Source organism: Streptomyces sp. DH-12 (genome assembly GCF_002899455.1).
Taxonomy (GTDB): domain Bacteria; phylum Actinomycetota; class Actinomycetes; order Streptomycetales; family Streptomycetaceae; genus Streptomyces.
Genome location: NZ_PPFB01000001.1, coordinates 5,108,089 through 5,129,676, shown reverse-complemented (window position 1 = coordinate 5,129,676; position 21,588 = coordinate 5,108,089). Strand labels below are relative to the sequence as shown.

Sequence of the window (21,588 nt, the reverse complement as noted above, 5' to 3'; positions counted from 1 at the left end):
GGGGACGCATGCGGTCCGGCCAGGGGTTCGGATCACTTGCCCTCGACGGGGCGACAGGACGGGTACTGGTCGCACCACACCGTCGTGGTGACGGTCACGGTCACGGTGGGCCGCGGGCCGCCCTGTGTCGGCTCGCCCACGCGGGGCGGGCTCTCGGAGTCGCAGTCGCCCAGTCCCTCGACGTGGAACACCTGCCGGCCGTCCACCTTCGCGGTGATGTCCCCGCGGATGCAGGCGTTGTCGACGGCGTGGGTGACCCGCCCGGTGACGGTGATCTCCTTGCCGCCCTCGGTCTCGCCCTCGCAGTCGACCGAGGCGGCGGTCTTCTGCGAGCCCGGCGAGGCGGAGGACCCGTCCCGGTCGCCGAACGACGCGTTGCAGGTGAGCCAGCGGACCTTGTCCTTCTGCCGGTTGAGCTCCTCGGTCACGGTCCCGTCGGTGGTGAGCGCGACGGCCGCGGAGCTGAGGTCGCCGCCCTCGCAGGCCGTGACGCCCGTGACGGCGGCCACGGCGAAACCGGCGGCAACCGCGAGTCGCCGCCCTCGTGTTCCCCGCGGGAACCTTGTCATCGCCCCCATGTACGGCAGCGTGCCACCGCCGCTCGTCCGGCGGTAGGGCGCATTGGGCCATGCTCGGCGCCCCCGGCACACCCCCTCCGGCGTTCACGGAGCGGGGCCCGGGGCGCAGTCCCGTGACGCGAGGTCAGGACCAGCGTCCGGTGCGCCCCAGCAGCAGTGCCGCCGCGGCCGTCCCCGCCGTGGACGTCCGCAGCACGCTCCGCCCCAGCCGGTACGCCCGCGCCCCGGCGCTCTCGAACAGCGCCAACTCCTCGGGGGACACCCCGCCTTCGGGCCCGACGACCAGCACGATCTCGCCGGAGGCGGGCAGCGGAACCGTGGCCAGCGGCTCCGTCCCGCTCTCGTGCAGCACCGCCGCGAAGTCCGCTTCGGCGAGAAGTGAGGCAACCCCCTTGCTCGTCGCCGCGTCCGCGACCTCCGGGAACCGCACCCGACGCGACTGCTTGCCCGCCTCCCGGGCGGTGGCCCGCCACTTGGCGAGGGACTTGGCGCCCCGCTCGCCCTTCCACTGCGTGATGCAGCGCGAGGCCGACCACGGCACGATCGCGTCGACGCCGACCTCGGTCATGGTCTCCACGGCCAGCTCGCCCCGGTCGCCCTTGGGCAGCGCCTGCACGACGGTCAGCCGGGGCGTCTCCGCCGGCTCCTCGACGACCTCGCCGAGCCGGACGACGAGCCGGTCCTTGCCCTCGGTGCCGTCCACCTCGCCCGCGGCCCAGCGGCCCGCGCCGTCGGTGAGGACGACCTCCTCGCCGGCCCGCAGCCGCTTCACGGCGACGGCGTGGCGTCCCTCGGGTCCGTCGAGCACGAAGCGACCGGCGCCGTGCGTGTCGAAGCGGTCGACGACGAAGACGGGGGCGGTCATCGGACGCCTCCCGACAACGCCGTCCGGGCGGCGGCCAGCTCGGCGACGAGCACGTCCACCAGCTGTCCGGCGGGCAGTTCGCGGGCCATGCGGTGGCCCTGCCCCGCCCACAGCGCGAGCCCTTGCGCGTCCCCGGCCTCGGCGGCGGCCTTGCGCAGCGGCGCGGTCAGGTGGTGGACCTCCGGGTAGGCGGCGGGGGCGTACGGGCCGTGCTCGCGCAGGAAGCGGTTGACCAGGGCGCGCGCGGGACGGCCGGTGAAGGCGCGGGTGAGCTCGGTGCGGGCGTGGAGGGGGTCGGTGAGGGCCTGTTTGTGCAGGGCGTGCGCGCCGGACTCGTGGGCGGCGACGAAGGCCGTCCCGAGCTGGGCCGCGTCGGCGCCGGCGGCGCACACGGCGGCGATCTGGCCGCCGCGCATGATGCCGCCGGCGGCGACGACGGGGATGCCGACGGACTCGCGGACCTGGGCGACCAGGGACAGCAGTCCGATGCCGCCGCCGTCGGTCTCCGGGACGTCGCGGTGGGTGCCCTGGTGGCCGCCGGCCTCGACGCCCTGGGCGATCACCACGTCGGCGCCGGCCCGTTCCACGGCGCGGGCCTCCTCGGGGGTCGTGGCGGTGACCAGGGTGAGGGTGCCGACGCGGTGCAGCGCGTCGATCACCTCGCGGGCCGGCACCCCGAAGTGGAACGACACGACCGGCACGGGGTCGTCGAGCAGCACGGCGAGTTTGGCGTCGTAGCCGTCGTCGCGGCCGCTGTCGGGGTCGCCCAGCTCCGTCCCGTACCAGGAGGCCTCACCGGCCAGCTGGTGGGCGTAGACGCCGACGGCGGCGTTGGAGGGCGCGGCGTCGGCCGCTCCGGTGGAGCCGGCGCTCGCACCGGGTGTCTCGGGCTGGGGCAGGAAGAGGTTGACGCCGAAGGGACGGGAGGTGAGTCCTCGCAGCTGCTTGATCTCCTGGTACATCCCGTCCGCGGTCTTGTACCCGGCGGCCAGGAAACCGAGCCCGCCCGCCTCGGACACGGCGGCGGCGAGCTGCGGCACCGATACGCCGCCCGCCATGGGCGCCTGCACGATCGGGTGCGGGAAGAGATCGGTCAGTACGGAGGACATGACCGCATGGTGTCACGTCCCCCGACCGACTCCGAAGCGGCCCTTCCCCTTGGCACGAGCCACTTCTCGCCGGGCCGCCGAAGGCATCGGCGGCCCTCGGCGGGGGCGGGGTCAGCGGCCGTTGAACGCGTCCTTCAGCCGCGAGAACAGCCCTTGCTGACCCGGCTGGAACTGGCCCGTGGGCCGTTCCTCGCCGCGCAGCTTGGCCAGCTCGCGGAGCAGGCGCTCCTGCTCCGGGTCCAGCTTGGTCGGGGTCTGCACCTCGACGTGGACGACGAGGTCCCCCCGGCCGCCGCCGCGCAGGTGGGTGACGCCCCGGCCGTGCAGCGGGATCGACTGGCCGGACTGGGTGCCGGGCCGGATGTCGACCTCCTCCAGGCCGTCCAGCGTCTCCAGCGGCACCTTGGTGCCGAGCGCCGCCGCGGTCATCGGCAGCGTGACCGTGCAGTGCAGGTCGTCGCCGCGCCGCTGGAACTGCGAGTGCGGCAGCTCGTGGATCTCGACGTACAGGTCGCCGGCGGGACCGCCGCCGGGCCCGACCTCGCCCTCGCCGGCCAGCTGGATCCGGGTGCCGTTGTCGACGCCGGCCGGGATCTTCACCGTGAGCGTGCGGCGGGAACGCACCCGGCCGTCGCCCGCGCACTCCGGGCAGGGCGTGGGCACGACCGTGCCGAAGCCCTGGCACTGCGGGCAGGGGCGCGAGGTCATGACCTGGCCCAGGAACGACCGGGTGACCTGCGAGACCTCACCGCGGCCGCGGCACATGTCGCACGTCTGCGCGCTGGTGCCGGGCGCGGCGCCCTCGCCGCTGCACGTGGTGCAGACGACCGCCGTGTCGACCTGGATGTCCTTGGTCGTGCCGAACGCGGCCTCGTCCAGCTCGACCTCGATCCGGATCATGGCGTCCTGGCCGCGGCGGGTGCGCGAACGCGGTCCGCGCTGCGACGCCGTGCCGAAGAACGCGTCCATGATGTCGGAGAAGTTGCCGAAGCCCCCGGCCCCGAAGCCGCCCGCGCCGCCGGCGCCGCCGGACTGGGACAGCGGGTCGCCGCCGAGGTCGTAGACCTGCTTCTTCTGCGGGTCCGACAGCACCTCGTAGGCGGCGTTGATCTCCTTGAACCGCTCCTGGGTCTTCGGATCCGGATTGACGTCCGGATGCAGCTCGCGGGCGAGCCGCCGGAAGGCCTTCTTGATCTCTTCCTGCGACGCGTCGCGGCGTACGCCGAGTACGGCGTAGTAGTCCGTGGCCACCTATGACTCCGCCAGGATCTGTCCGACGTACCGTGCCACTGCGCGTACCGCTCCCATCGTTCCGGGGTAGTCCATGCGGGTCGGTCCGACCACGCCGAGCTTGGCGACAGCCTCGCCGCCCGAACCGTAGCCGACCGACACGACGGACGTGGAGTTGAGTCCTTCGTGGGCGTTCTCGTGACCGATCCGTACGGTCACACCCGGATCCTTCGCCTCGCCGAGCAGCTTGAGGAGCACGACCTGCTCCTCCAGCGCCTCCAGGACGGGCCGGATCGTGAGGGGGAAGTCGTGTCCGAAGCGGGTGAGGTTGGCGGTACCGCCGATCATCAGCCGCTCCTCGTTCTCCTCGACGAGCGTCTCCAGGAGAGTGGAGAGCACCGTGGAGACCGTACCGCGGTCGTCGGTCTCGAAGGCCTCCGGGAGATCCTCCACCAGACCCGGCACATCGGTGAACCGGCGGCCCGCGATCCGGCTGTTGAGCCGCGCCCGCAGGTCGGCCAGGGACGACTCGCCGAACGGCGCCGGGCAGTCGATCATCCGCTGCTCGACCCGGCCGGTGTCGGTGATCAGCACCAGCATCAGCCGCGCCGGGGCGAGGGACAGCAGCTCCACGTGCCGCACCGTCGAGCGGGTCAGCGAGGGGTACTGCACCACGGCGACCTGCCGGGTGAGCTGCGCGAGCAGCCGCACCGTGCGGGCCACGACGTCGTCGAGGTCGACGGCGCCCTCGAGGAAGTTCTGGATGGCCCGCCGCTCGGGCGGGCTCATCGGCTTGACGCCGGCCAGCTTGTCGACGAACAGCCGGTAGCCCTTGTCGGTGGGGATGCGCCCGGCACTGGTGTGCGGCTGGGCGATGAAGCCCTCCTCCTCCAGGGCCGCCATGTCGTTGCGCACGGTGGCCGGGGAGACGCCGAGGTTGTGCCGCTCGGTGAGCGCCTTCGACCCCACGGGCTCCTCGGTGCCCACGTAGTCCTGGACGATCGCGCGCAACACCTGGAGCCTGCGTTCACTGAGCATCGCGCACACCTCCAGCTGGCTTCCGCCCGGTAACGACTCTGGCACTCTTCGCACGCGAGTGCCAGACTTCCCCGGCCCAGTGTACGGCCGGGGGGTACGCCGTCGGCAAGGCCGGTCCGCGCCGTGCTGCCGGGTGCCGCCGTCCCCGCTAGCGTCCCGGTCATGACCGTGACTTGGGAAGAGCCGGGATGGGAGCAACTGGCGCCGGGGGTCGGGCGGCGCCGGTTGCCGGGATGGGACTGCACGGCGGGGCTCGTGGTGGGCGCGGACGGCGTCCTGGCCGTCGACGCGGGCTCCTCCCTCGCCGAGGGCGCGCGGTTGCGGACCGAGGCGCGGGAGCTGACCGGCCGCCGTGTGACGCATCTCGCGCTCACCCATCCCCACTTCGACCACGTCCTCGGGGCGCCGGTGTTCGCGGGCGCGGAGGTGTACGGCGCGGTGGGTCTGGACGTCGCGCTGGCCGGGCGGGGGCGCGAGGAGCTGCGCGCGGACGCGGTGCGCTGGGGTCTTGACGCGCGGGCGGCGGACGAGGCGGCGGACGCGCTGGTCCCGCCCCGGCACGCGGTGTCCGGCGCGTGGACGCTGGACCTGGGCGGCGGCCGTCAGGCGCTGCTGGCGAACGTCGGCCCGGGTCACACCGCGTACGACCTGGCGGTGCTGGTGCCCGGCGACCCGGGGGTGGTGTTCTGCGGCGACCTGGTCGAGGAGTCGGGCGAACCGCAGGCGGGCCCGGACGCCGTGCCGTCCCGCTGGCCCGCCGCGCTGGACCGGCTGCTGCGGCTGGGCGGCGAGGACGCGGTGTACGTCCCCGGTCACGGAGCGGTGGTCGACGCGGCCTTCGTGCGGGCCCAACGGGACGCGCTGGCGGCCCGGTTCGGCGTGTCGGACTGATCGCCGCCGGGGCGATCCTCGTATCGTCGGCGGAATGCGCCAGTACTCCGCCGACCTGACCCCTCCGTGGAAGAAGCCGCAGTCCGCGCCCGAGGTGCCGGCCGAGCCGGGCCTCGTGGTGGAGGAGCCCGGCACCGGTTTCTGCGGCGCGGTGATCCGCTGCGAGGCCGGCACGGTGACCCTGGAGGACCGCTTCGGCAAGCACCGGGTGTTCCCGCTGCGGCCGCGCGGGTTCCTGCTGGAGGGCCGCGTGGTCACGCTGGTCCGTCCCCCGTCGGGCCCCGCCCGGCCCGCCCGCACGGCGTCCGGCTCGGTCGCCGTCCCCGGCGCGCGGGCGCGGGTCGCCCGCGCGGGGCGCATCTACGTGGAGGGCCGGCACGACGCCGAGCTGGTCGAGAAGGTGTGGGGCGACGACCTGCGCGTCGAGGGCGTGGTCGTGGAGTACCTGGAGGGTGTGGACGACCTCCCGTCCGTCGTCGAGTCCTTCGGCCCGGGGCCGGACGCGCGGCTGGGCGTGCTGGTGGACCACCTGGTGCCGGGCTCCAAGGAGTGGCGGATCGCCCAGGAGGTGACGAGCGAGCACGCGCTGGTGGTCGGTCACCCGTACATCGACGTCTGGGAGGCCGTGAAGCCGGCGTCGGTCGGGATCGAGGCGTGGCCCCGGGTGCCGCGGGGGCGGGACTGGAAGACGGGGGTGTGCGAGGCGCTGGGGTGGCGGGTCGCGAACACGGGCGAGGCGTGGCAGCGGATCCTGGGCTCCGTCCGCTCTTACAAGGACCTTGAGCCGCAGCTCCTCGGGCGGGTGGAGGAACTGATCGACTTCGTCACGGCGCCGTCGTCCTGACCGTCTTTCTCCCCCGCCCCTGCCGCCCCTTCCCGTCCCGTCCCTGGGGCTGCGTCCCAGACCCCTCTTTCGGCCCTTCGGGCCTCGTCCTCAGACGCCGGACGGGCTGCTGACAGCCCCTCCGGCGTCTGAGGAGCGGGGTCCGGGGCGGAGCCCCGGGGTCGGGACGGGAAGGGGCGGCGGGGACGAAGGAACTCTGGTCAGTCGACCAGGTCCCGGACCACCGCGTCGGCCAGGAGGCGTCCCCGCAGGGTGAGGGCCGCGCGGCCCTCCGCGAAAGGCCCGGGACGGAGCAAGCCGTCCGACAGCGCGCGGTCAGCAGCCGCACGCCCCTCCTCCCGGAGGAGATCCAGCGGCACCCCGTCCCGCAGCCGGAGCTCCAGCAGGATCCGCTCCACCCGCCGGTCCTCCGAGGACAACACCTCCCGCCCCGCCCCCGGCGACCGCCCCTCCGCCAACGCCGCCGCGTACGCGCCCGGATGCTTCACGTTCCACCAGCGCACCCCGCCCACGTGCGAGTGCGCCCCGGGCCCGGCCCCCCACCAGTCGGCCCCCCTCCAGTACAGCTCGTTGTGCAGACAGCGCCCCGCGTCCGAGGTCGCCCAGTTCGACACCTCGTACCAGGAGAACCCCGCCTCCGACAGCCGCTCCTCGGCGATCAGGTACCGGTCCGCGTGGACGTCGTCGTCCGTCATCGGCACCTCCCCCCGCCGGATCCGGTGCGCCAGTCGGGTGCCCTCCTCGACGATCAGCGCGTACGCGGACACGTGGTCCGGCCCGGCGCCGATCGCCGCGTCCAGCGAGGCGCGCCAGTCGTCGTCCGACTCCCCCGGCGTGCCGTAGATCAGGTCGAGGTTGACGTGGTCGAACCCGGCCGCGCGGGCTTCGGCGACGCACGCCTCGGGACGGCCGGGGGTGTGCGTGCGGTCGAGGACCTTCAGCACGTGCCGCCTGGCGCTCTGCATGCCGAAGGAGACGCGGTTGAAGCCGCCGGCCCGCAGCTCGGCCAGGTAGGCGGGGTCGACGGACTCGGGGTTCGCCTCCGTGGTCACCTCGGCGTCGGGCGCGAGCCCGAACTCCTCGCGGACGGCCGCCAGCATCCGCACCAGGTCGCCGGCGGCGAGCAGCGTGGGCGTGCCCCCGCCGACGAACACCGTGCGCACCGGCCGCGGGTCGTCGCCGAGCACCTTGCGGGCCAGCCGGATCTCGTCGACGAGCGTCTCGGCGTAGTTGTCGCGGGAGGCCAGCACGCCGCCGGTGCCGCGCAGCTCGGTCGCGGTGTAGGTGTTGAAGTCGCAGTAGCCGCAGCGGGTCGCGCAGTAGGGGACGTGCAGGTAGAACCCGAGGGGGCGGTCGGCCGCCCCGGCGAGCGCGGACGCGGGCAGCGCGCCGTCGGCGGGGACGGGCTCGCCGTCGGGGAGTGCGGAAGGCATGTGCTCCATTGTCCCGCACCTCGCCCGATCCCCGCCGGTCCCCTCCCGCACCCTCATTCCGCCTGGAGCACCAGCAGGGCGAGGTCGTCCGCCGGGGGCCGCGCCCCGAAGTCGTGCACGAGCCGGGTGATCCGTTCCGCCACCGCTTCGGCCTCCAGCCCGGCGCAGCCCGCCAGTGCCGCGGCCAGCCCGTCGCCGTCGTCGAACTGCCGCGACCCGGAGCGCCGCTCGGTCACTCCGTCGGTGACGCAGAGCAGGGTGTCGCCCGAGTACATCTCGAACGTCTCGCTGGTGTACGCCGTGTCCTCGACGACCCCGAGCAGCGTCTGCGGCTGGGCGACGGGACGGACGGCGCCCTCGGGGTCGAGCAGGAGGGGCAGGGGGTGGCCGGCGGAGGCGAGGGTGCAGCGCACGCCGCCGGCGAAAGGCACGAGCTCACCGTAGAGGAGGGACAGGAAGCGGGTCTGGGGGCCGTCACCGGGCGTGGTCGGGCGGGCTCCCGCGGCCACCAGGGCGCGGGCGGCGGCGTCGGCGGCCTCGGTGGCGTCGTCGAGGAGGAGCTGGTTGAGCCGGTCGAGGACGTCGGCGACGCGGTACCCCTCGCGGGCGAGCAGCCGCAGCCAGGGCCGGACGAGCCCGATGACGACGGCCGCCTCGGGGCCCTTGCCCTGCACGTCGCCGACGGCGAAGCACCAGCGTCCGCGGCCGGCCGGGAAGAGGTCGTAGAAGTCGCCGCTGGGGCCGCCCTTGTCGCACGGTTCGTGGACGAGGGCGCTGCGCACGCCGGGGATCTCGGCGACGGCGCCGGGCAGCAGGCCGCGCTGCAGCACGGCGCTGATGGTGGCCTGGCGGGCGTACTGCCGGGCGGCCCCGATGGCGAGCGCGACCCGCCGGCCCAGATCCTCCACGAGCCCGGTGATCTCGTCGGGGAAGCGGTCGATGCCGCCGCGTCCGATCACCAGCGTGCCGAGCGGGCGGCCCCCGGCGACGAGCCGGTACGCGAGCGCGGTCCCGGTGCCGTCGGCCTCCGTGGACGGGCCGGCCCCCGCGGACCCCGGCCACGGACAGGGCACGGGCCCGGTGCCGGGCGGGTCGTCGGCCTGGGGCGGCGGGTTGCGCTCCAGCGCCCGGCTCAGTTCCTCGACGAGGTGCTCGCTGGCGTGCCAGACGCGGGCGAGGCGGCCTCCGGCGCCGGGCCGGCCGCTGTGGGCGGCGGCCTCGTCCTCCAGCCAGACCGCGCACCAGTCGGCGAGCCGCGGCACGATCAGCTGGCCGGTGAGCGAGGCGACCAGGTCCTCGTCCAGCTGTCCGGCGAGCAGGTCGGACGCCTCGGCCAGGAAGGACAGCGCGCCCCGGCCCAGCCAGGCGCCGTCGCGACAGGGGCGGCGGGCCAGCCAGTCGTCTCCGTAGGAGGCGGCCCGCCAGGTGTCGCGGGGGGTGTCGCGGGGCCCGGTGCGGGCGAGGGGGTCGAGCGGGTCGGCGGCGAGGAGGGCGGCCGCCCGCAGGTCCCGCGCCGGGGCGCGCTCCCCGGCGTACGCGGCGGCCGGGTCGGCGGGCGTCTCCTCGCGCGTCGGCAGCCGCGCCCACACGGTCTTGCTCCCGGCGCGGTAGGTGACGCCCCAGGACTCGGCGAGCGCGGCGACCGTGCGCAGCCCGCGCCCGTACTCGGGGGCGTCGTGCGCCGGCGCCTCCGCCGCGTCGCGCGGCGCGCGGGAGGGGTGCCGGTCGGCGACCTCCACGACGAGTGCGCCGGTGTCCTCCTCCAGCCGGCAGGTCAGCCGCACCTCGGTGCCGGCGTGCACGACCGCGTTGGTGACCAGCTCGCTGGCGACCAGGGCGGCCTCGTCGCCGACGCGGCCGGTGAGGAGGTCGGCGCCGGGCACCGGGAGCTGCGCCCACTCGGTGAGCGCCTTGCGCAGCAACGCGCGTGCGGAGCCCGGCGCGAGGGGGCTTCCGGACAGCGTCGCCTCCACCCGCGCGCACCCCCGCACGTCGGGGGCGCACGAGGTGGTCTCCCGTTGGGTCGGAATGGCCCGCATGGGCAGCTCCCCGGGCAGTTCGTACGAAGAGAACTCGATCGCTTGCCGACAGGGTGACAGAACGGACCCGCCCATAAGCGCCGAGTCACGAAAGTGGATCGTTTGTCGGGGGAACAGCGCTACATATTCACTCAAGAACGACGACGTGACCGATCGTTTTCGGTCATCGCGGAACGTGGAGGTGCGAGTCCACGTCGGCCGGGAAGCGGCCGGCGCGGGGCGTTCCTCGGTGAGCGTCAGGAGAAGTCGAGGACCAGGAGTCCGCGCGGACCGCCGGCCCCGGGCAGGCGGTGCGCCCCGGCCGCGCCGGAGGCGGACAGCGCCTCGGCGAGCCGGCCGTCGACGCCGGGGCCGGTCCGGCCGGTCACGTCCGCCGCGTCCGTGCCGGGCACGTCCGGGGGTCGGACGCCCGCCGTCCGGGCGGCGTGGCCACCGCTGCGCAGCGCGACGTCCGTGGGGTTCCCGGCGGCGTGCGCCCTGACCGGGCCTCGCCGGGTTCCGCCCCGGGCGTGGGAAGCTCCCTCCCCGCAGAACGCCGGGGGCCGCCGTGAGCGGGCGGTCCAGTGGCCCGCACGGCCGAGGGCGACCGCGCCGGCCCCGGGTCGGTTCCCGGGGCCGGCGGCGGAACGGCCGGCCGGGAGAGCGTGTCTCCCGGCCGGCGGGACGTCACTTCTCGAGCGCGCCCTCGTACATCTCCTCGATGAGGTGCTTGTACTCGCGCTCCACCACCGGGCGCTTGAGCTTCAGGCTCGGGGTGATCTCGCCGTGCTCCACGTCGAGGTCGCGCGGCAGGAGGCGGAACTTCTTGATGGTCTGCCAGCGCTGCAGGCCGTCGTTGAGCTGCTTGACGTAGCCGTCGACCATCTCGACGGTGGCGGGCGCCGCGACGATCTCCGCGTACGACTTGCCCCCCAGGCCGTTCTCGGCCGCCCAGGCGGTGATGGCGGCCTCGTCGAGCGCGATGAGCGCGGTGCAGTAGTTCCGGTCGGCGCCGTGCACCAGGATGTTGGAGACGTAGGGGCAGACCGCCTTGAACCGGCCCTCGACCTCGGCGGGCGCGATGTACTTGCCGCCGGAGGTCTTGATCAGGTCCTTCTTGCGGTCGGTGATGCGCAGGTAGCCGTCGGCGGACAGCTCGCCGATGTCGCCGGTGTGGAACCAGCCGTCCTCCTCCAGGACCTCGGCGGTCTTGTCGGGGAGGTTGTGGTAGCCCTGCATGATGCCGGGGCCGCGCAGCAGGATCTCGCCGTCCTCGGCGATGCGGACCTCGGTGCCGGGCAGCGGCTTGCCGACGGTGCCGGTGCGGTAGGCCTCGCCGGGGTTCACGAAGGAGGCCGCGGAGGACTCGGTGAGGCCGTAGCCCTCCAGGATGTGGATGCCGGCGCCGGAGAAGAAGTAGCCGATCTCGGGCGCGAGGGCGGCTGAGCCGGAGACGCAGGCGCGCAGCCGGCCGCCGAAGGCCTCACGGATCTTGGCGTAGACGAGCTTGTCGGCGAGGGCGTGCTTGGCGCGCAGTCCGGCCGGGGCGGTCGCGGTGCCGGTGCGGCGGAAGTTGTCCTGCGTGACCTTGGCGTACTCGCGGGCGACGCCCGCCGCCCACTGGAAGATCTTGTACTTGGCGCCCCCGCCGGCCCTCGCCTTGGCGGCGACGCCGTTGTAGACCTTCTCGAAGATGCGGGGGACGGCGGCCATGTAGGTCGGCTGGACCACCGGCAGGTTCTCGATGATCTTGTCGACGCGGCCGTCGACCGCGGTGACGTGGCCGACCTCGATCTGGCCGGAGGTGAGCACCTTGCCGAAGACGTGCGCCAGCGGCAGCCACAGGTACTGCACGTCGTCGGCGTTGACCAGGCCGGTCGCGGCGATCGCCTTGGCCATGTACGACCAGTTGTCGTGCGGCAGGCGCACGCCCTTGGGGCGGCCGGTGGTGCCGGAGGTGTAGATGAGGGTGGCGAGCTGGTCCTTGGTGAGGGCCGCGACCCGCTCCTTGATCAGCTCGGGCTCCTTCCGGAGGCGGGCGGCGCCGCGCTTCTCCAGCTCGGCCAGGGTGATCACGAAGTCGTCGGTGTCGGCGCCGTCCGCGTCGATCACCACCACGCGGGTCAGTTCGGGCAGCTCGTCGCGCTTGGCGACGGCCTTGGCGGCCTGCTCGGCGTCCTCCGCGATCAGCACCCGGCTCTGCGAGTCGGACAGGATGTACGCGGACTCGTCGGCGTTGGTCTGGGGGTAGACCGTGGTGGTGGCGGCGCCGGCGCAGAGGATGCCGAGGTCGGCGAGGATCCACTCGACCCGGGTGGCGGAGGCGAGGGCGACCCGCTCCTCCGGCCGTACGCCCAGCTCGATCAGCCCGGCCGCGATCGCGTGCACCCGCTCGGCGGCCTCGGCCCAGGTGAGCGACTTCCAGCCGTCCGGACCCCCGCCGGAGGCCGGAGGGACCGGGTAGCGGTAGGCCTCGGCGTCCGGTGTGGCCGCCACACGCTCCAGGAAGAGGGTCGCCACGCTCGGCGGACGGTTCTCGATCAGTGTCTGTGTGTTGCTCACGACATCCTCCGGGGCCCGCGACGGTGCGGCTGGCTCAGTGCGGCTGGGGTTTCCTCGCGACGCTGTTTAACTCACGAGTAACTATCGAGCACGGACAGAGTAAAGGCCGACCGGCCACCGCGTAAGGGGCCACGGCCGGTGACTTCACACAGACAGCCACGTGAGGGACGTGCGAGGCCCGCCGCACGCACGTGCGACGGGCCCCGATTCGCCCGATTCGCGGAGTGACCCCCGGTAACCGGCGTTACTTCTTGGCCTTGCCCGACCCCGCGCTCTCGTCGCTGGAGAGGACGGCGATGAAGGCCTCCTGCGGGACCTCCACGGACCCCACCATCTTCATCCGCTTCTTGCCCTCCTTCTGCTTCTCCAGCAGCTTCCGCTTACGGGAGATGTCACCGCCGTAGCACTTGGCGAGGACGTCCTTGCGGATGGCGCGGATGGTCTCGCGGGCGATGACCCGCGAGCCGATGGCCGCCTGCACCGGCACCTCGAACGCCTGCCGCGGGATCAGCTCCTTCAGCTTGGCGACGAGCCGCACGCCGTACGCGTACGCCTGGTCCTTGTGGGTGATCGCGGAGAACGCGTCCACCTTGTCGCCGTGCAGCAGGATGTCCACCTTGACCAGGCTGGAGGTCTGCTCGCCGGTGGGCTCGTAGTCGAGGGAGGCGTAGCCGCGGGTCTTGGACTTCAGCTGGTCGAAGAAGTCGAAGACGATCTCGGCGAGCGGCAGGGTGTAGCGGATCTCCACCCGGTCCTCGGAGAGGTAGTCCATGCCGAGCATGACGCCGCGCCGGTTCTGGCACAGCTCCATGATCGAGCCGATGAACTCGCTGGGCGCGAGGATCGTGGCCCGCACGACCGGCTCGTAGACCTCGTGGATCTTCCCCTCGGGGAACTCGCTCGGGTTGGTGACGGTGTGCTCGGTGCCGTCCTCCATGACCACGCGGTAGACCACGTTGGGCGCGGTGGCGATCAGGTCGAGCCCGAACTCGCGCTCCAGCCGCTCGCGGATCACGTCCAGGTGGAGCAGGCCGAGGAAGCCGACGCGGAAGCCGAAGCCGAGGGCGGCGGAGGTCTCCGGCTCGTAGACCAGGGCGGCGTCGTTGAGCTGGAGCTTGTCGAGGGCCTCGCGCAGCTCCGGGTAGTCCGAGCCGTCCAGCGGGTACAGCCCGGAGAACACCATGGGCTTGGGGTCCTTGTAGCCGCCGAGGGCCTCCGTGGCGCCCTTGGACTGGCTGGTGACGGTGTCGCCGACCTTCGACTGGCGGACGTCCTTCACACCCGTGATCAGGTAGCCGACCTCGCCGACGCCGAGGCCGTCCGCGGACAGCATCTCCGGCGAGTTGGTGCCGATCTCCAGCAGCTCGTGGGTGGCGCCGGTCGACATCATCCGGATGCGCTCACGCTTGTTGAGCTGCCCGTCGATGACCCGGACGTACGTCACGACACCGCGGTAGGAGTCGTAGACCGAGTCGAAGATCATCGCGCGGGCGGGGGCGTCCGCGACGCCGACCGGGGCCGGGATGTCGGCGACCACGCGGTCCAGCAGCGCCTCGACGCCCAGACCGGTCTTCGCGGACACCTTCAGCACGTCGTCGGGCTCGCAGCCGACCAGGTTCGCCAGCTCCTCGGCGAACTTCTCCGGCTGCGCGGCCGGCAGATCGATCTTGTTCAGCACCGGGATGATCTGGAGGTCGTTCTCCATCGCCAGGTAGAGGTTGGCGAGGGTCTGCGCCTCGATGCCCTGGGCGGCGTCGACCAGGAGGATGGTCCCCTCGCAGGCGGCGAGCGACCGGGAGACCTCGTAGGTGAAGTCGACGTGACCCGGGGTGTCGATCATGTTGAGGATGTGCGTCTTGCTCTTGTCGTGGGTCGGGGCCCACGGCAGGCGCACCGCCTGGGACTTGATCGTGATGCCGCGCTCGCGCTCGATGTCCATGCGGTCGAGGTACTGAGCGCGCATCTGCCGCTGCTCGACCACTCCGGTCAGCTGGAGCATCCGGTCGGCGAGCGTGGACTTGCCGTGGTCGATGTGCGCGATGATGCAGAAATTGCGGATCAGCGCCGGGTCGGTACGGCTCGGCTCGGGCACATGGCTGGGGATCGCGGGCACGCAGGGTCCTGATTCTTGAGGCGTCCGCATACGTGTGCTTGTCCGTCTGCGGTCTCGGGTCGGATCGATACGTAGCCTCCATGGTCCCACGGGTGGCGACCGGGGACGGGTTTGGGCCGCGGAACGACCCGCTGGTAGTGTGGGGGGCTGTGTCTCATGCCCTCTCAGCGCGAGGCACACCCCCAAGAAATCACCCGGTGCGGAACCGTGCGCCCGCGTACGGCCCCGTGCCAGAACCTGTAGAGGCTCATTCGTGGCGAACATCAAGTCCCAGATCAAGCGGAACAAGACGAACGAGAAGGCCCGGCTGCGCAACAAGGCCGTCAAGTCCTCTCTGAAGACCGCGATCCGCAAGGCCCGCGAGGCCGCCGCCGCGGGTGACGTCGAGAAGGCCGCCGAGTACCAGCGCGCCGCCGCGCGCCAGCTCGACAAGGCCGTCTCGAAGGGCGTCATCCACAAGAACCAGGCCGCCAACAAGAAGTCGGCGCTGGCTCGCAAGGTCGCGGCCGTCAAGGGCTGAACCACCCTGATCTGACCGCCGGCGGGACCCGGGCGGGCCCTCTCTCATCCGCCCCCGGCCGGCACCCCCGAGCCCGTACGCGGCCTGCGTTCGCCACGCGGGTACGGGCTCGACAGTTTCATCCGGAGGCCCCGTCTCCCACCCTTCCCCAGGGTCGGAGACGGGGCCTTCGGCTTGCGGGCGGGACGCGCGAGGCGTGGCCGCGGTACGGCGACCGCTCCCGGTGCTACGCCCGGCCCCGGGAGCGGGCCGCGCGGGCGATGGTGACGACGGCCTTCTCCAGGGCGTACCCGGGGTCGTCCCCGCCGCCCTTGACGCCCGCGTCCGCCTCGGCGACGGCGCGCAGCGCCTCGGCCACGCCGTCCGGGGTCCAGCCGCGCATCTGCTGCCGCACGCGGTCGATCTTCCAGGGCGGCATGCCCAGCTCGCGCGCCAGGTCGGCGGGCCGGCCGCCGCGCGCCGAGGACAGCTTGCCGATGGCCCGCACGCCCTGCGCCAGCGCACTGGTGATCAGCACCGGGGCCACACCGGTCGACAGCGACCAGCGCAGCGCCTCCAGGGCCTCCGCCGTCCGCCCCTCGACCGCCCGGTCGGCGACCGTGAAGCTCGACGCCTCGGCCCGCCCGGTGTAGTAGCGGCCGACGACGGCCTCGTCGATCGTGCCCTCGACGTCCGCGACGAGCTGCGTCACCGCGGAGGCCAGCTCGCGCAGGTCGCTGCCGATGGCGTCGACGAGGGCCTGGCACGCCTCGGGGGTGGCCGACCGCCCGGCCGTCCGGAACTCGCCGCGCACGAACGCCAGCCGGTCGGCCGGCTTGGTCATCTTCGGGCAGGCCACCTCCCGCGCGCCCGTCTTGCGGGCCGCGTCCAGCAGGCCCTTGCCCTTCGCGCCGCCCGCGTGCAGCAGCACGAGGGTGATCTCCTCGGCGGGCGAGGACAGGTACGCCTTGACGTCCTTGACCGTGTCGGCCGACAGGTCCTGCGCATCGCGCACGACCACGACCTTGCGCTCGGCGAACAGCGAGGGGCTGACCAGCTCGGCGAGGGTGCCCGGCTGGAGCTGGTCCGGGGTCAGGTCACGGACGTCCGTGTCGGCGTCGGCGGCCTTCGCCGCTGCCACCACCTCCCGCACGGCGCGGTCGAGCAGCAGCTCCTCCTGGCCCACGGCGAGCGTCACGGGGGCGAGGGGGTCGTCGGATGCGTTCTTCCTGGCCATCGCCGACAAGCATCCCACGGGCCACCGACAGCACCGCCCGGCCGGCCGCACCCGTCCCGACCGGGCGGCAGCGGCGGCTACGGCTCCTCGCGCCAGCCGTCCCAGCGGCCGACGAACTCGTCCAGCTCGCCGGCGTCCAGCCGTCCCGCCTCGTCCCGCAGGACGACGAGCCACTGCGCGTCCTCCGCGTCGTCCTCGCCCGCGAGGGCGTCCCGTACGAGCTGTGGCTCCTCGTCGACACCGAAGCGCTCCTCCAGCGCCTCGGCCACCTCCTCGGCCGCGTCCCGGTCGGGCAGCACCAGCACATGTCGCACATCACTCACACGGGCCATTGTCCGGTACGGGCTCAGCCGCCCGTCCCGCCGCCCCGCACGGCCGGCACCGCGTCCAGCGTGATCCCGAACTCGTCCCGGTAGATCGCCAGCACCTCCGCGTCCGACCCGGTCCCGCGCTCCTGCCGCGTCCCGTCCGGCGCCGTGCGGGTCAGCCGGCGGCCGCTGAGCGTGATCCGGCCGCCGTCCTCGGTGACCCGCGAGCACACCAGCGACCGGGGGAAGTGGGAGTGGGGCGAGGTGCTGTGCCACCACGCGCCGGCCGTGAAGTCGGCGAGCACCCTGGGCCGCGTCTCCAGCCGGTACACGGGCCGTCCGTCGCGCAGCACGTCCAGGTCCGCCGCCCCGGCCGCGTCGTGCCCGCCGCGCACCCCGGCCGCGTCCGCGTCCGCCTCCGCGACCCGGAACACGCCCGCCGGGTCCCGCTGCTCCCCCCGCTCCTCCCGGGCGAGCGGCAGATGGAAGTGCGAGCCGAACCCGACGTCCACCAGCCAGTCACCGCCGTCCTCCGTCCGCACCCGCAGCGCGAGGTGGTCGTACGGGATGCCCAGCCGGCCGCCGCCCGCGTGGACGCGTGCGGCGAGCAGGGTGACGTCGTAACCGAGCGCGGTGAGCAACGCGCCGAAGGCGCCGTTGAGCTCGTAGCAGAACCCCCCGCGCCGGGCCTCCACCACCTTGTCCAGCAGCCGCTTCTCCTCGAGCACGATCTCCTCGCCGAGATGCACGGACAGGTTCTCGAACGGCACGGTCCGCAGATGGCGCAGATGCAGCTCCCTCAGCGCGTCCGTGGTGGGCCGGACGGGCCGTTCCACCCCTAGGCGGCGCAGATAGGCGTCGGTCGTCGCGGTGTCGATCCCCTCGGTCATGCCTCTCAGTGTCGCGCCACCTCCAGCTCTCCGCCCCCGTCCGTGCCGGAGAGGACCGCCAGCGCCCCGTCCCGGTCGGTGCGCAGCACGGCCGCCCCCTGGGCCCGCAGCGCGTCGACCGTCCCCGGAGCGGGGTGGCCGTAGGAGTTGTCCGCACCGGTGCTGATCAGCGCCAGCCGTGGCGCGGCCAGGCGTACGAGGCCCGGGTCCTGGTACGCCGAGCCGTGATGGGCGACCTTGAGGACGTCCACGGCCGCCAGATCCCGCGCCGCCGGTGACCGGGCCAGGGCACGCTGGGCCGGGGGCTCCAGGTCGCCGAGGAGCAGCAGGCGCAGGCCCCCGGTGCGGACCAGCAGGGCCACGCTGGCGTCGTTCGGCCCCTCCACCGCCGGGTGTCCGCCCGGTGGCGGCCACACCACCTCCCAGGACAGGTCGCCGGCCCGCCGCTGCTCCCCGGCGACGGCCCGGGTCACCGGAACGCCCGCGGCGGCAGCGGCTCTCCGGACGGACGCCGCCTGGTCGGCCGGTTCCTCCAGGGCCGTGGTCCCGATGCCGCCCACCTCGCGTCCGCGCAGCACACCGGTCAGCCCGGCCACGTGGTCGGCGTGGAAGTGGGTCAGGACGACGAGCGGGACCCGGGTGACGTCGAGGGAGCGCAGGCAGTGGTCGACGAGCTCGGGGTCGGGTCCCGCGTCCACGACCACCCCGGCGCCCTCCCCCGCCGCCAGCACCAGCGCGTCGCCCTGTCCCACGTCGCACATCACCATTCGCCAGTCCGGCGGCGGCCAGCCCGTGATCGTGCGCACCAGGGGGCGCGGCTGCACCACCAGCAGCGCCAGCAGCAGCGCGCACGCGGCGCACCACCAGGGGTGTCGCAGCAGTCTCCGCCCCACGAGCAGCACGGCCAGGGTGACCGCGCCGAGCGCCGCCGCCCCCGCCCAGCTTCCCGGCCAGTCCACCCCGGCGCCCGGCATCGCCGCCCCGGTCCGCGCGACCTGCGCGATCCACCCCGCGGGCCAGCCCGCGCACCACGCCACCGCCTCGGCCAACGGCATCGCGACCGGCGCGGTGGCCAGCGCCAGGAATCCCAGCACGGTGGCCGGCGCGAGCGCGGCCTCGGCGAGCAGGTTGCACGGGATCCCCACCAGGCTCACCCGGGCCGACAGCACGGCCACCACCGGCGCGCAGAGCGCCTGGGCGGCACCGGCGGCGGCCAGCGCCTCCGCGACGCGGGGCGGCACCCCGTGGCGGCGCAGTGTCCCGCTCCAGCGAGGGGCGAGGGTGAGCAGCGCGCCGGTCGCCAGCACGGAGAGCAGGAAACCGTAGGCGCGGGCCAGCCACGGGTCGTACAGCACCAGCAGCAGGACGGCCGTCGCCAGGGCCGGGACGAGGGATCTGCGGCGGCCGGTGGCGAGCGCGAGCAGCGCCACGGATCCGCAGGCGGCGGCGCGCAGCACGCTGGGGTCGGGCCGGCACACGACGACGAACGCGAGGGACAGCGCCGCGCCCAGCACCGCCGTGGTCCGCAGCGAGATGCCCAGGCGGGGCGCGAGCCCGCGTCGCTCGGCCCGCTGCGCCAGTCCCGGCGGACCGAGGAGCAGGGCGAGCAGGATGGTGAAGTTCGCGCCGGACACGGCGAGGGTGTGCGTGAGGTCGGTCTCCCGGAACGCCTCGTCCAGCTCCGGCGTCACCCGCGCGGTGTCCCCGACGACCAGTCCCGGGAGCAGTGCCCGCGCGTCCTCCGGCAGGTCCTCGGTCGCCTCGCGCAGTCCGGCGCGCAGCCGCCCCGCCAGCCGCTGCGGGGCCGACGGTCCGCCCACGACCCGGGGGCCGTCCTCACCCCGCACCCGCAGCACCGCCGCGAACCGGTCGCCGCCCTCCCGCGCCGGCGCGAGCCCCGCCTCGACCCGCAGCCGGGTGGAGGGCAGCAGGGACAGCCAGGGCGAGTGGGGGTGGCCGGCGGCGGGGGCGGCCGGCTTCCGGTCACCGGCGTCGCGGTCACCGGCGCCGACGATCAGCAGAACCGGTGCCCGGGTTTTCCGCGCGGCCGCGCCGGCCCGCTCCACGCGCCGGACGTCGGCCTCGATCAGCACGGACACCGGGGCCGCGCGGTTGCCGCCGACCCGGGGCCGGGTGAGCCGTGGATCGGCGGTGACCTCCACCTCCGCGACGACTCCGGCGTACTCCCGGGCCAGTCCGGGGACGGGGCCGCGCCGGACGTCCGCGCCGTGCAGGCCCGCCGAACCGGCGGCGGCCGCGACGCACAGCAGGGTGGCCGCGACCGCGTGGGCGGTGACGCGTGCCCGTTCCGTCAGGCGCCTGCGCGCGGGGAGGAGGGCGGCGGCGGCCAGGACCGAGACGACCGCGGTGACCGCGGCCCAGCCGGGCGGGGCGTGCAGCATCACCGCCGCCGTGGCCCAGGCGGCGAGGGCGGGCGGGACCAGCCGGAGGTCGGTCGGCCCCTCCTGCCGTGGAGGGGAGGCGTCCGGGCGGGTGCCCGAGTCCGCATGGACGACGGGGGTGCGGGTGCTCATGGCCGTACGAGGTCGCGCAGGTCGGCGAAGCGGCGGTCGCCGATGCCGTTGACCTCCCTCAGCTCGTCCACCGAACGGAAACCGCCGTTGCGGGTGCGGTAGTCGACGATGTGCCGGGCGAGGACGGGTCCGACGCCGGGGAGGGTGTCGAGCTGGTCGACGGTGGCGGTGTTGAGGGAGACGGGTGCCGTGGGGGCGGCCGCCGTTCCGGTGCCCGCCGGGGGCGCGGGGGCCGCCGCTCCGGCCGGTGCCGGGCCCCCGACCACCACCTGCTCGCCGTCGACCAGGAAGCGGGCGCGGTTGAGGCCGCCGGTCCTCGTGCCGGGCCGCACCCCGCCGGCCGCCCTCAGCGCGTCCTCGACCCGTGAGCCGGCGGGCAGGCGGTGGACGCCCGGGTCCCGCACCTTGCCGCTGACGTCCACCACGATCTCGGGAGCCGCCGTGCCGCCCGCCTGCGCCCAGGAGCCGGGAGCACGGGGAGCGCCCGACGGGCCTGTCCCACCTTCCGCGCCCTCCTGCGCGGCCGGAGCCGCCCGCACCACCTCCGGTGCCCGTACCGGCTGGGTGCGCCCGGTCCAGAAGTGCTGCACGGCGAACACCAGGGCGAGGACGAGCAGCGCCGAGAGCGCCACCACGCTCCGCCGCTCCAGCCCGCACCGGGCTTGCACCCACAGCGGCAGCCGCTCCCGCAACGCGGGTCCCCACCGCCCTGGCGGAGGCCCTGGCGGGGGTCCCGGCTCGGGCGCCCCGTCGGGCGCCTCCCCGGTCACGGCGTCCGGACGGTCGCCGGCATCGCCCGCCTCGTGGCGGGGGCGCGGGGCAGGCAGGCGCACGGGGTGGGTGGCCGGCTCGTCCCCCTCCGGTCCGACACCGAGGAACCGCCCCGGACGAGCCGCGTGCGCACCGCTCGGCCCGGCTGCCGGACGCCTCCCCGCGCCGTCCGGGAGGCGCCGCAGCACGAGCGTCCGGTCGTCCGTCGTCGCCGCGCGCCCCGCACCCGCCCGAGGCGTCGTCAGCAGCGCGTGCCCTGCCGCTCCTTGACGGTCCACCACCACGGCTCGGCGCGGCGGCGGCGAAGGCGCCGCATCCTTCACGGCCGCTAAGGCGCCGCTCTCCCCCGCCCGCGCCCAGCTCGGCGCCCTCCGCGCCGGACGCCCTCCGCGGACCACGGGCTCCCCGCCGAACAACGTCTCCGCACGGCGCCGGATCTCCTCGCCCGGAGCCTGACGACCACCGTCACGGGACCACGCGCGAGCCCGGCTCGGACGACGGTGACGATGGTGCGAGGTGCGGCCGTCGGACAGGGGACCGCGGCCCGGACCGCTGGTCGGAACAGCTGTACGTGTGTGAGATCGAAGTGCCATGCACCGAGGGTCGGACACGACCGCCCCATCGCGATGATCTTGCTCGGAACCCGTGGACGAGCGCCCGGTTGTGGA

General features: G+C 74.4%; 18 protein-coding genes. 3 read left to right on the top strand and 15 right to left on the bottom strand.

The window, feature by feature from the left end:
• Positions 1-32: 32 nt before the first annotated feature.
• The 5 genes from C1708_RS21980 to hrcA all read right to left on the bottom strand — a co-directional run bounded on the left by C1708_RS21980 (position 33) and on the right by hrcA (position 4,820).
• Positions 33-569 (bottom strand): hypothetical protein, encoded by a 537-nt coding sequence (locus C1708_RS21980; protein ID WP_106414281.1) that lies wholly within the window; start codon positions 567-569, stop codon positions 33-35.
• A 133-nt stretch (positions 570-702) separates the two neighbouring features.
• Entirely contained in the window at positions 703-1,443 is a 741-nt protein-coding gene (locus C1708_RS21975; protein WP_106414280.1) for a 16S rRNA (uracil(1498)-N(3))-methyltransferase, read from the bottom strand.
• A complete protein-coding gene (locus tag C1708_RS21970; RefSeq protein WP_106414279.1) occupies positions 1,440-2,552 on the bottom strand; it encodes a nitronate monooxygenase in 1,113 nt (370 codons plus the stop codon). The genes C1708_RS21975 and C1708_RS21970 overlap by 4 nt, the downstream gene beginning before the upstream one ends.
• Before the next feature lie 111 nt (positions 2,553-2,663).
• Positions 2,664-3,803 (bottom strand): molecular chaperone DnaJ, encoded by a 1,140-nt coding sequence (gene dnaJ / locus C1708_RS21965; protein ID WP_106414278.1) that lies wholly within the window; start codon positions 3,801-3,803, stop codon positions 2,664-2,666.
• Positions 3,804-4,820, bottom strand: coding sequence for a heat-inducible transcriptional repressor HrcA (hrcA, locus tag C1708_RS21960; protein WP_106414277.1), 1,017 nt, complete (start codon positions 4,818-4,820; stop codon positions 3,804-3,806).
• Positions 4,821-4,982: 162 nt separating this feature from the next.
• Here hrcA and C1708_RS21955 point away from each other — a divergent pair, with 162 nt between their 5' ends.
• Both C1708_RS21955 and C1708_RS21950 read left to right on the top strand, forming a co-directional pair.
• On the top strand, positions 4,983-5,711 hold the full coding sequence (locus C1708_RS21955) for an MBL fold metallo-hydrolase (protein ID WP_106414276.1): 729 nt from the start codon (positions 4,983-4,985) through the stop codon (positions 5,709-5,711).
• Positions 5,712-5,745: 34 nt separating this feature from the next.
• The gene (locus C1708_RS21950) at positions 5,746-6,555 is read left to right on the top strand and encodes a DUF3097 domain-containing protein (RefSeq protein WP_106414275.1); all 810 of its coding nucleotides are present in this window, start codon (positions 5,746-5,748) and stop codon (positions 6,553-6,555) included.
• Positions 6,556-6,755: 200 nt separating this feature from the next.
• Here C1708_RS21950 and hemW read toward each other — a convergent pair whose 3' ends face one another.
• The 5 genes from hemW to lepA all read right to left on the bottom strand — a co-directional run bounded on the left by hemW (position 6,756) and on the right by lepA (position 14,681).
• Positions 6,756-7,988, bottom strand: a complete 1,233-nt coding sequence (hemW, locus tag C1708_RS21945; protein ID WP_106416423.1) for a radical SAM family heme chaperone HemW — start codon at positions 7,986-7,988, stop codon at positions 6,756-6,758.
• 53 nt (positions 7,989-8,041) lie between these two features.
• Positions 8,042-10,027 carry a SpoIIE family protein phosphatase gene (locus tag C1708_RS21940; protein WP_106414274.1) on the bottom strand — a complete coding sequence of 662 codons (1,986 nt, stop codon included), beginning with the start codon at positions 10,025-10,027 and terminating at the stop codon, positions 8,042-8,044.
• A 236-nt stretch (positions 10,028-10,263) separates the two neighbouring features.
• Complete coding sequence (locus C1708_RS34045) at positions 10,264-10,419, bottom strand: hypothetical protein (RefSeq protein ID WP_157951286.1); 156 nt, start codon at positions 10,417-10,419, stop codon at positions 10,264-10,266.
• Positions 10,420-10,693: 274 nt separating this feature from the next.
• Positions 10,694-12,568 carry an AMP-dependent synthetase/ligase gene (locus C1708_RS21935; protein ID WP_106414273.1) on the bottom strand — a complete coding sequence of 625 codons (1,875 nt, stop codon included), beginning with the start codon at positions 12,566-12,568 and terminating at the stop codon, positions 10,694-10,696.
• Positions 12,569-12,812: 244 nt separating this feature from the next.
• Entirely contained in the window at positions 12,813-14,681 is a 1,869-nt protein-coding gene (gene lepA / locus C1708_RS21930; protein WP_106414272.1) for a translation elongation factor 4, read from the bottom strand.
• Positions 14,682-14,934: 253 nt separating this feature from the next.
• On the opposite strand from lepA, the gene rpsT reads away from it, so the two are divergent.
• Positions 14,935-15,201: a 30S ribosomal protein S20 gene (gene rpsT, locus C1708_RS21925; protein ID WP_106414271.1), complete on the top strand. Its 267-nt coding sequence runs from the start codon at positions 14,935-14,937 to the stop codon at positions 15,199-15,201.
• 226 nt (positions 15,202-15,427) lie between these two features.
• Here rpsT and holA read toward each other — a convergent pair whose 3' ends face one another.
• The 5 genes from holA to C1708_RS21900 form a co-directional block, all read right to left on the bottom strand.
• Entirely contained in the window at positions 15,428-16,417 is a 990-nt protein-coding gene (holA, locus tag C1708_RS21920) for a DNA polymerase III subunit delta (protein ID WP_106414270.1), read from the bottom strand.
• 77 nt (positions 16,418-16,494) lie between these two features.
• Positions 16,495-16,740: a hypothetical protein gene (locus C1708_RS21915; RefSeq protein WP_106416422.1), complete on the bottom strand. Its 246-nt coding sequence runs from the start codon at positions 16,738-16,740 to the stop codon at positions 16,495-16,497.
• A 23-nt stretch (positions 16,741-16,763) separates the two neighbouring features.
• Positions 16,764-17,615: an arylamine N-acetyltransferase family protein gene (locus C1708_RS21910; RefSeq protein ID WP_106414269.1), complete on the bottom strand. Its 852-nt coding sequence runs from the start codon at positions 17,613-17,615 to the stop codon at positions 16,764-16,766.
• A gap of 5 nt (positions 17,616-17,620) precedes the next feature.
• Positions 17,621-20,149, bottom strand: a complete 2,529-nt coding sequence (locus C1708_RS21905) for a ComEC/Rec2 family competence protein (protein ID WP_106414268.1) — start codon at positions 20,147-20,149, stop codon at positions 17,621-17,623.
• On the bottom strand, positions 20,146-20,841 hold the full coding sequence (locus tag C1708_RS21900; protein ID WP_198602560.1) for a ComEA family DNA-binding protein: 696 nt from the start codon (positions 20,839-20,841) through the stop codon (positions 20,146-20,148). Before C1708_RS21900 ends, C1708_RS21905 begins: the two co-directional genes overlap by 4 nt.
• Positions 20,842-21,588: the final 747 nt, after the last annotated feature.

What these genes read in the sequence shown, in the direction of transcription:
- C1708_RS21980 (WP_106414281.1), bottom strand. Translation starts at nt 569, where the DNA reads ATGACAAGGTTCCCGCGGGGAACACGAGGGCGGCGACTCGCGGTTGCC.
- C1708_RS21975 (WP_106414280.1), bottom strand. Translation starts at nt 1,443, where the DNA reads ATGACCGCCCCCGTCTTCGTCGTCGACCGCTTCGACACGCACGGCGCC.
- C1708_RS21970 (WP_106414279.1), bottom strand. Translation starts at nt 2,552, where the DNA reads ATGTCCTCCGTACTGACCGATCTCTTCCCGCACCCGATCGTGCAGGCG.
- hrcA (WP_106414277.1), bottom strand. Translation starts at nt 4,820, where the DNA reads ATGCTCAGTGAACGCAGGCTCCAGGTGTTGCGCGCGATCGTCCAGGAC.
- C1708_RS21955 (WP_106414276.1), top strand. Translation starts at nt 4,983, where the DNA reads ATGACCGTGACTTGGGAAGAGCCGGGATGGGAGCAACTGGCGCCGGGG.
- C1708_RS21950 (WP_106414275.1), top strand. Translation starts at nt 5,746, where the DNA reads ATGCGCCAGTACTCCGCCGACCTGACCCCTCCGTGGAAGAAGCCGCAG.
- hemW (WP_106416423.1), bottom strand. Translation starts at nt 7,988, where the DNA reads ATGCCTTCCGCACTCCCCGACGGCGAGCCCGTCCCCGCCGACGGCGCG.
- C1708_RS21940 (WP_106414274.1), bottom strand. Translation starts at nt 10,027, where the DNA reads ATGCGGGCCATTCCGACCCAACGGGAGACCACCTCGTGCGCCCCCGAC.
- holA (WP_106414270.1), bottom strand. Translation starts at nt 16,417, where the DNA reads ATGGCCAGGAAGAACGCATCCGACGACCCCCTCGCCCCCGTGACGCTC.
- C1708_RS21910 (WP_106414269.1), bottom strand. Translation starts at nt 17,615, where the DNA reads ATGACCGAGGGGATCGACACCGCGACGACCGACGCCTATCTGCGCCGC.
- C1708_RS21905 (WP_106414268.1), bottom strand. Translation starts at nt 20,149, where the DNA reads ATGAGCACCCGCACCCCCGTCGTCCATGCGGACTCGGGCACCCGCCCG.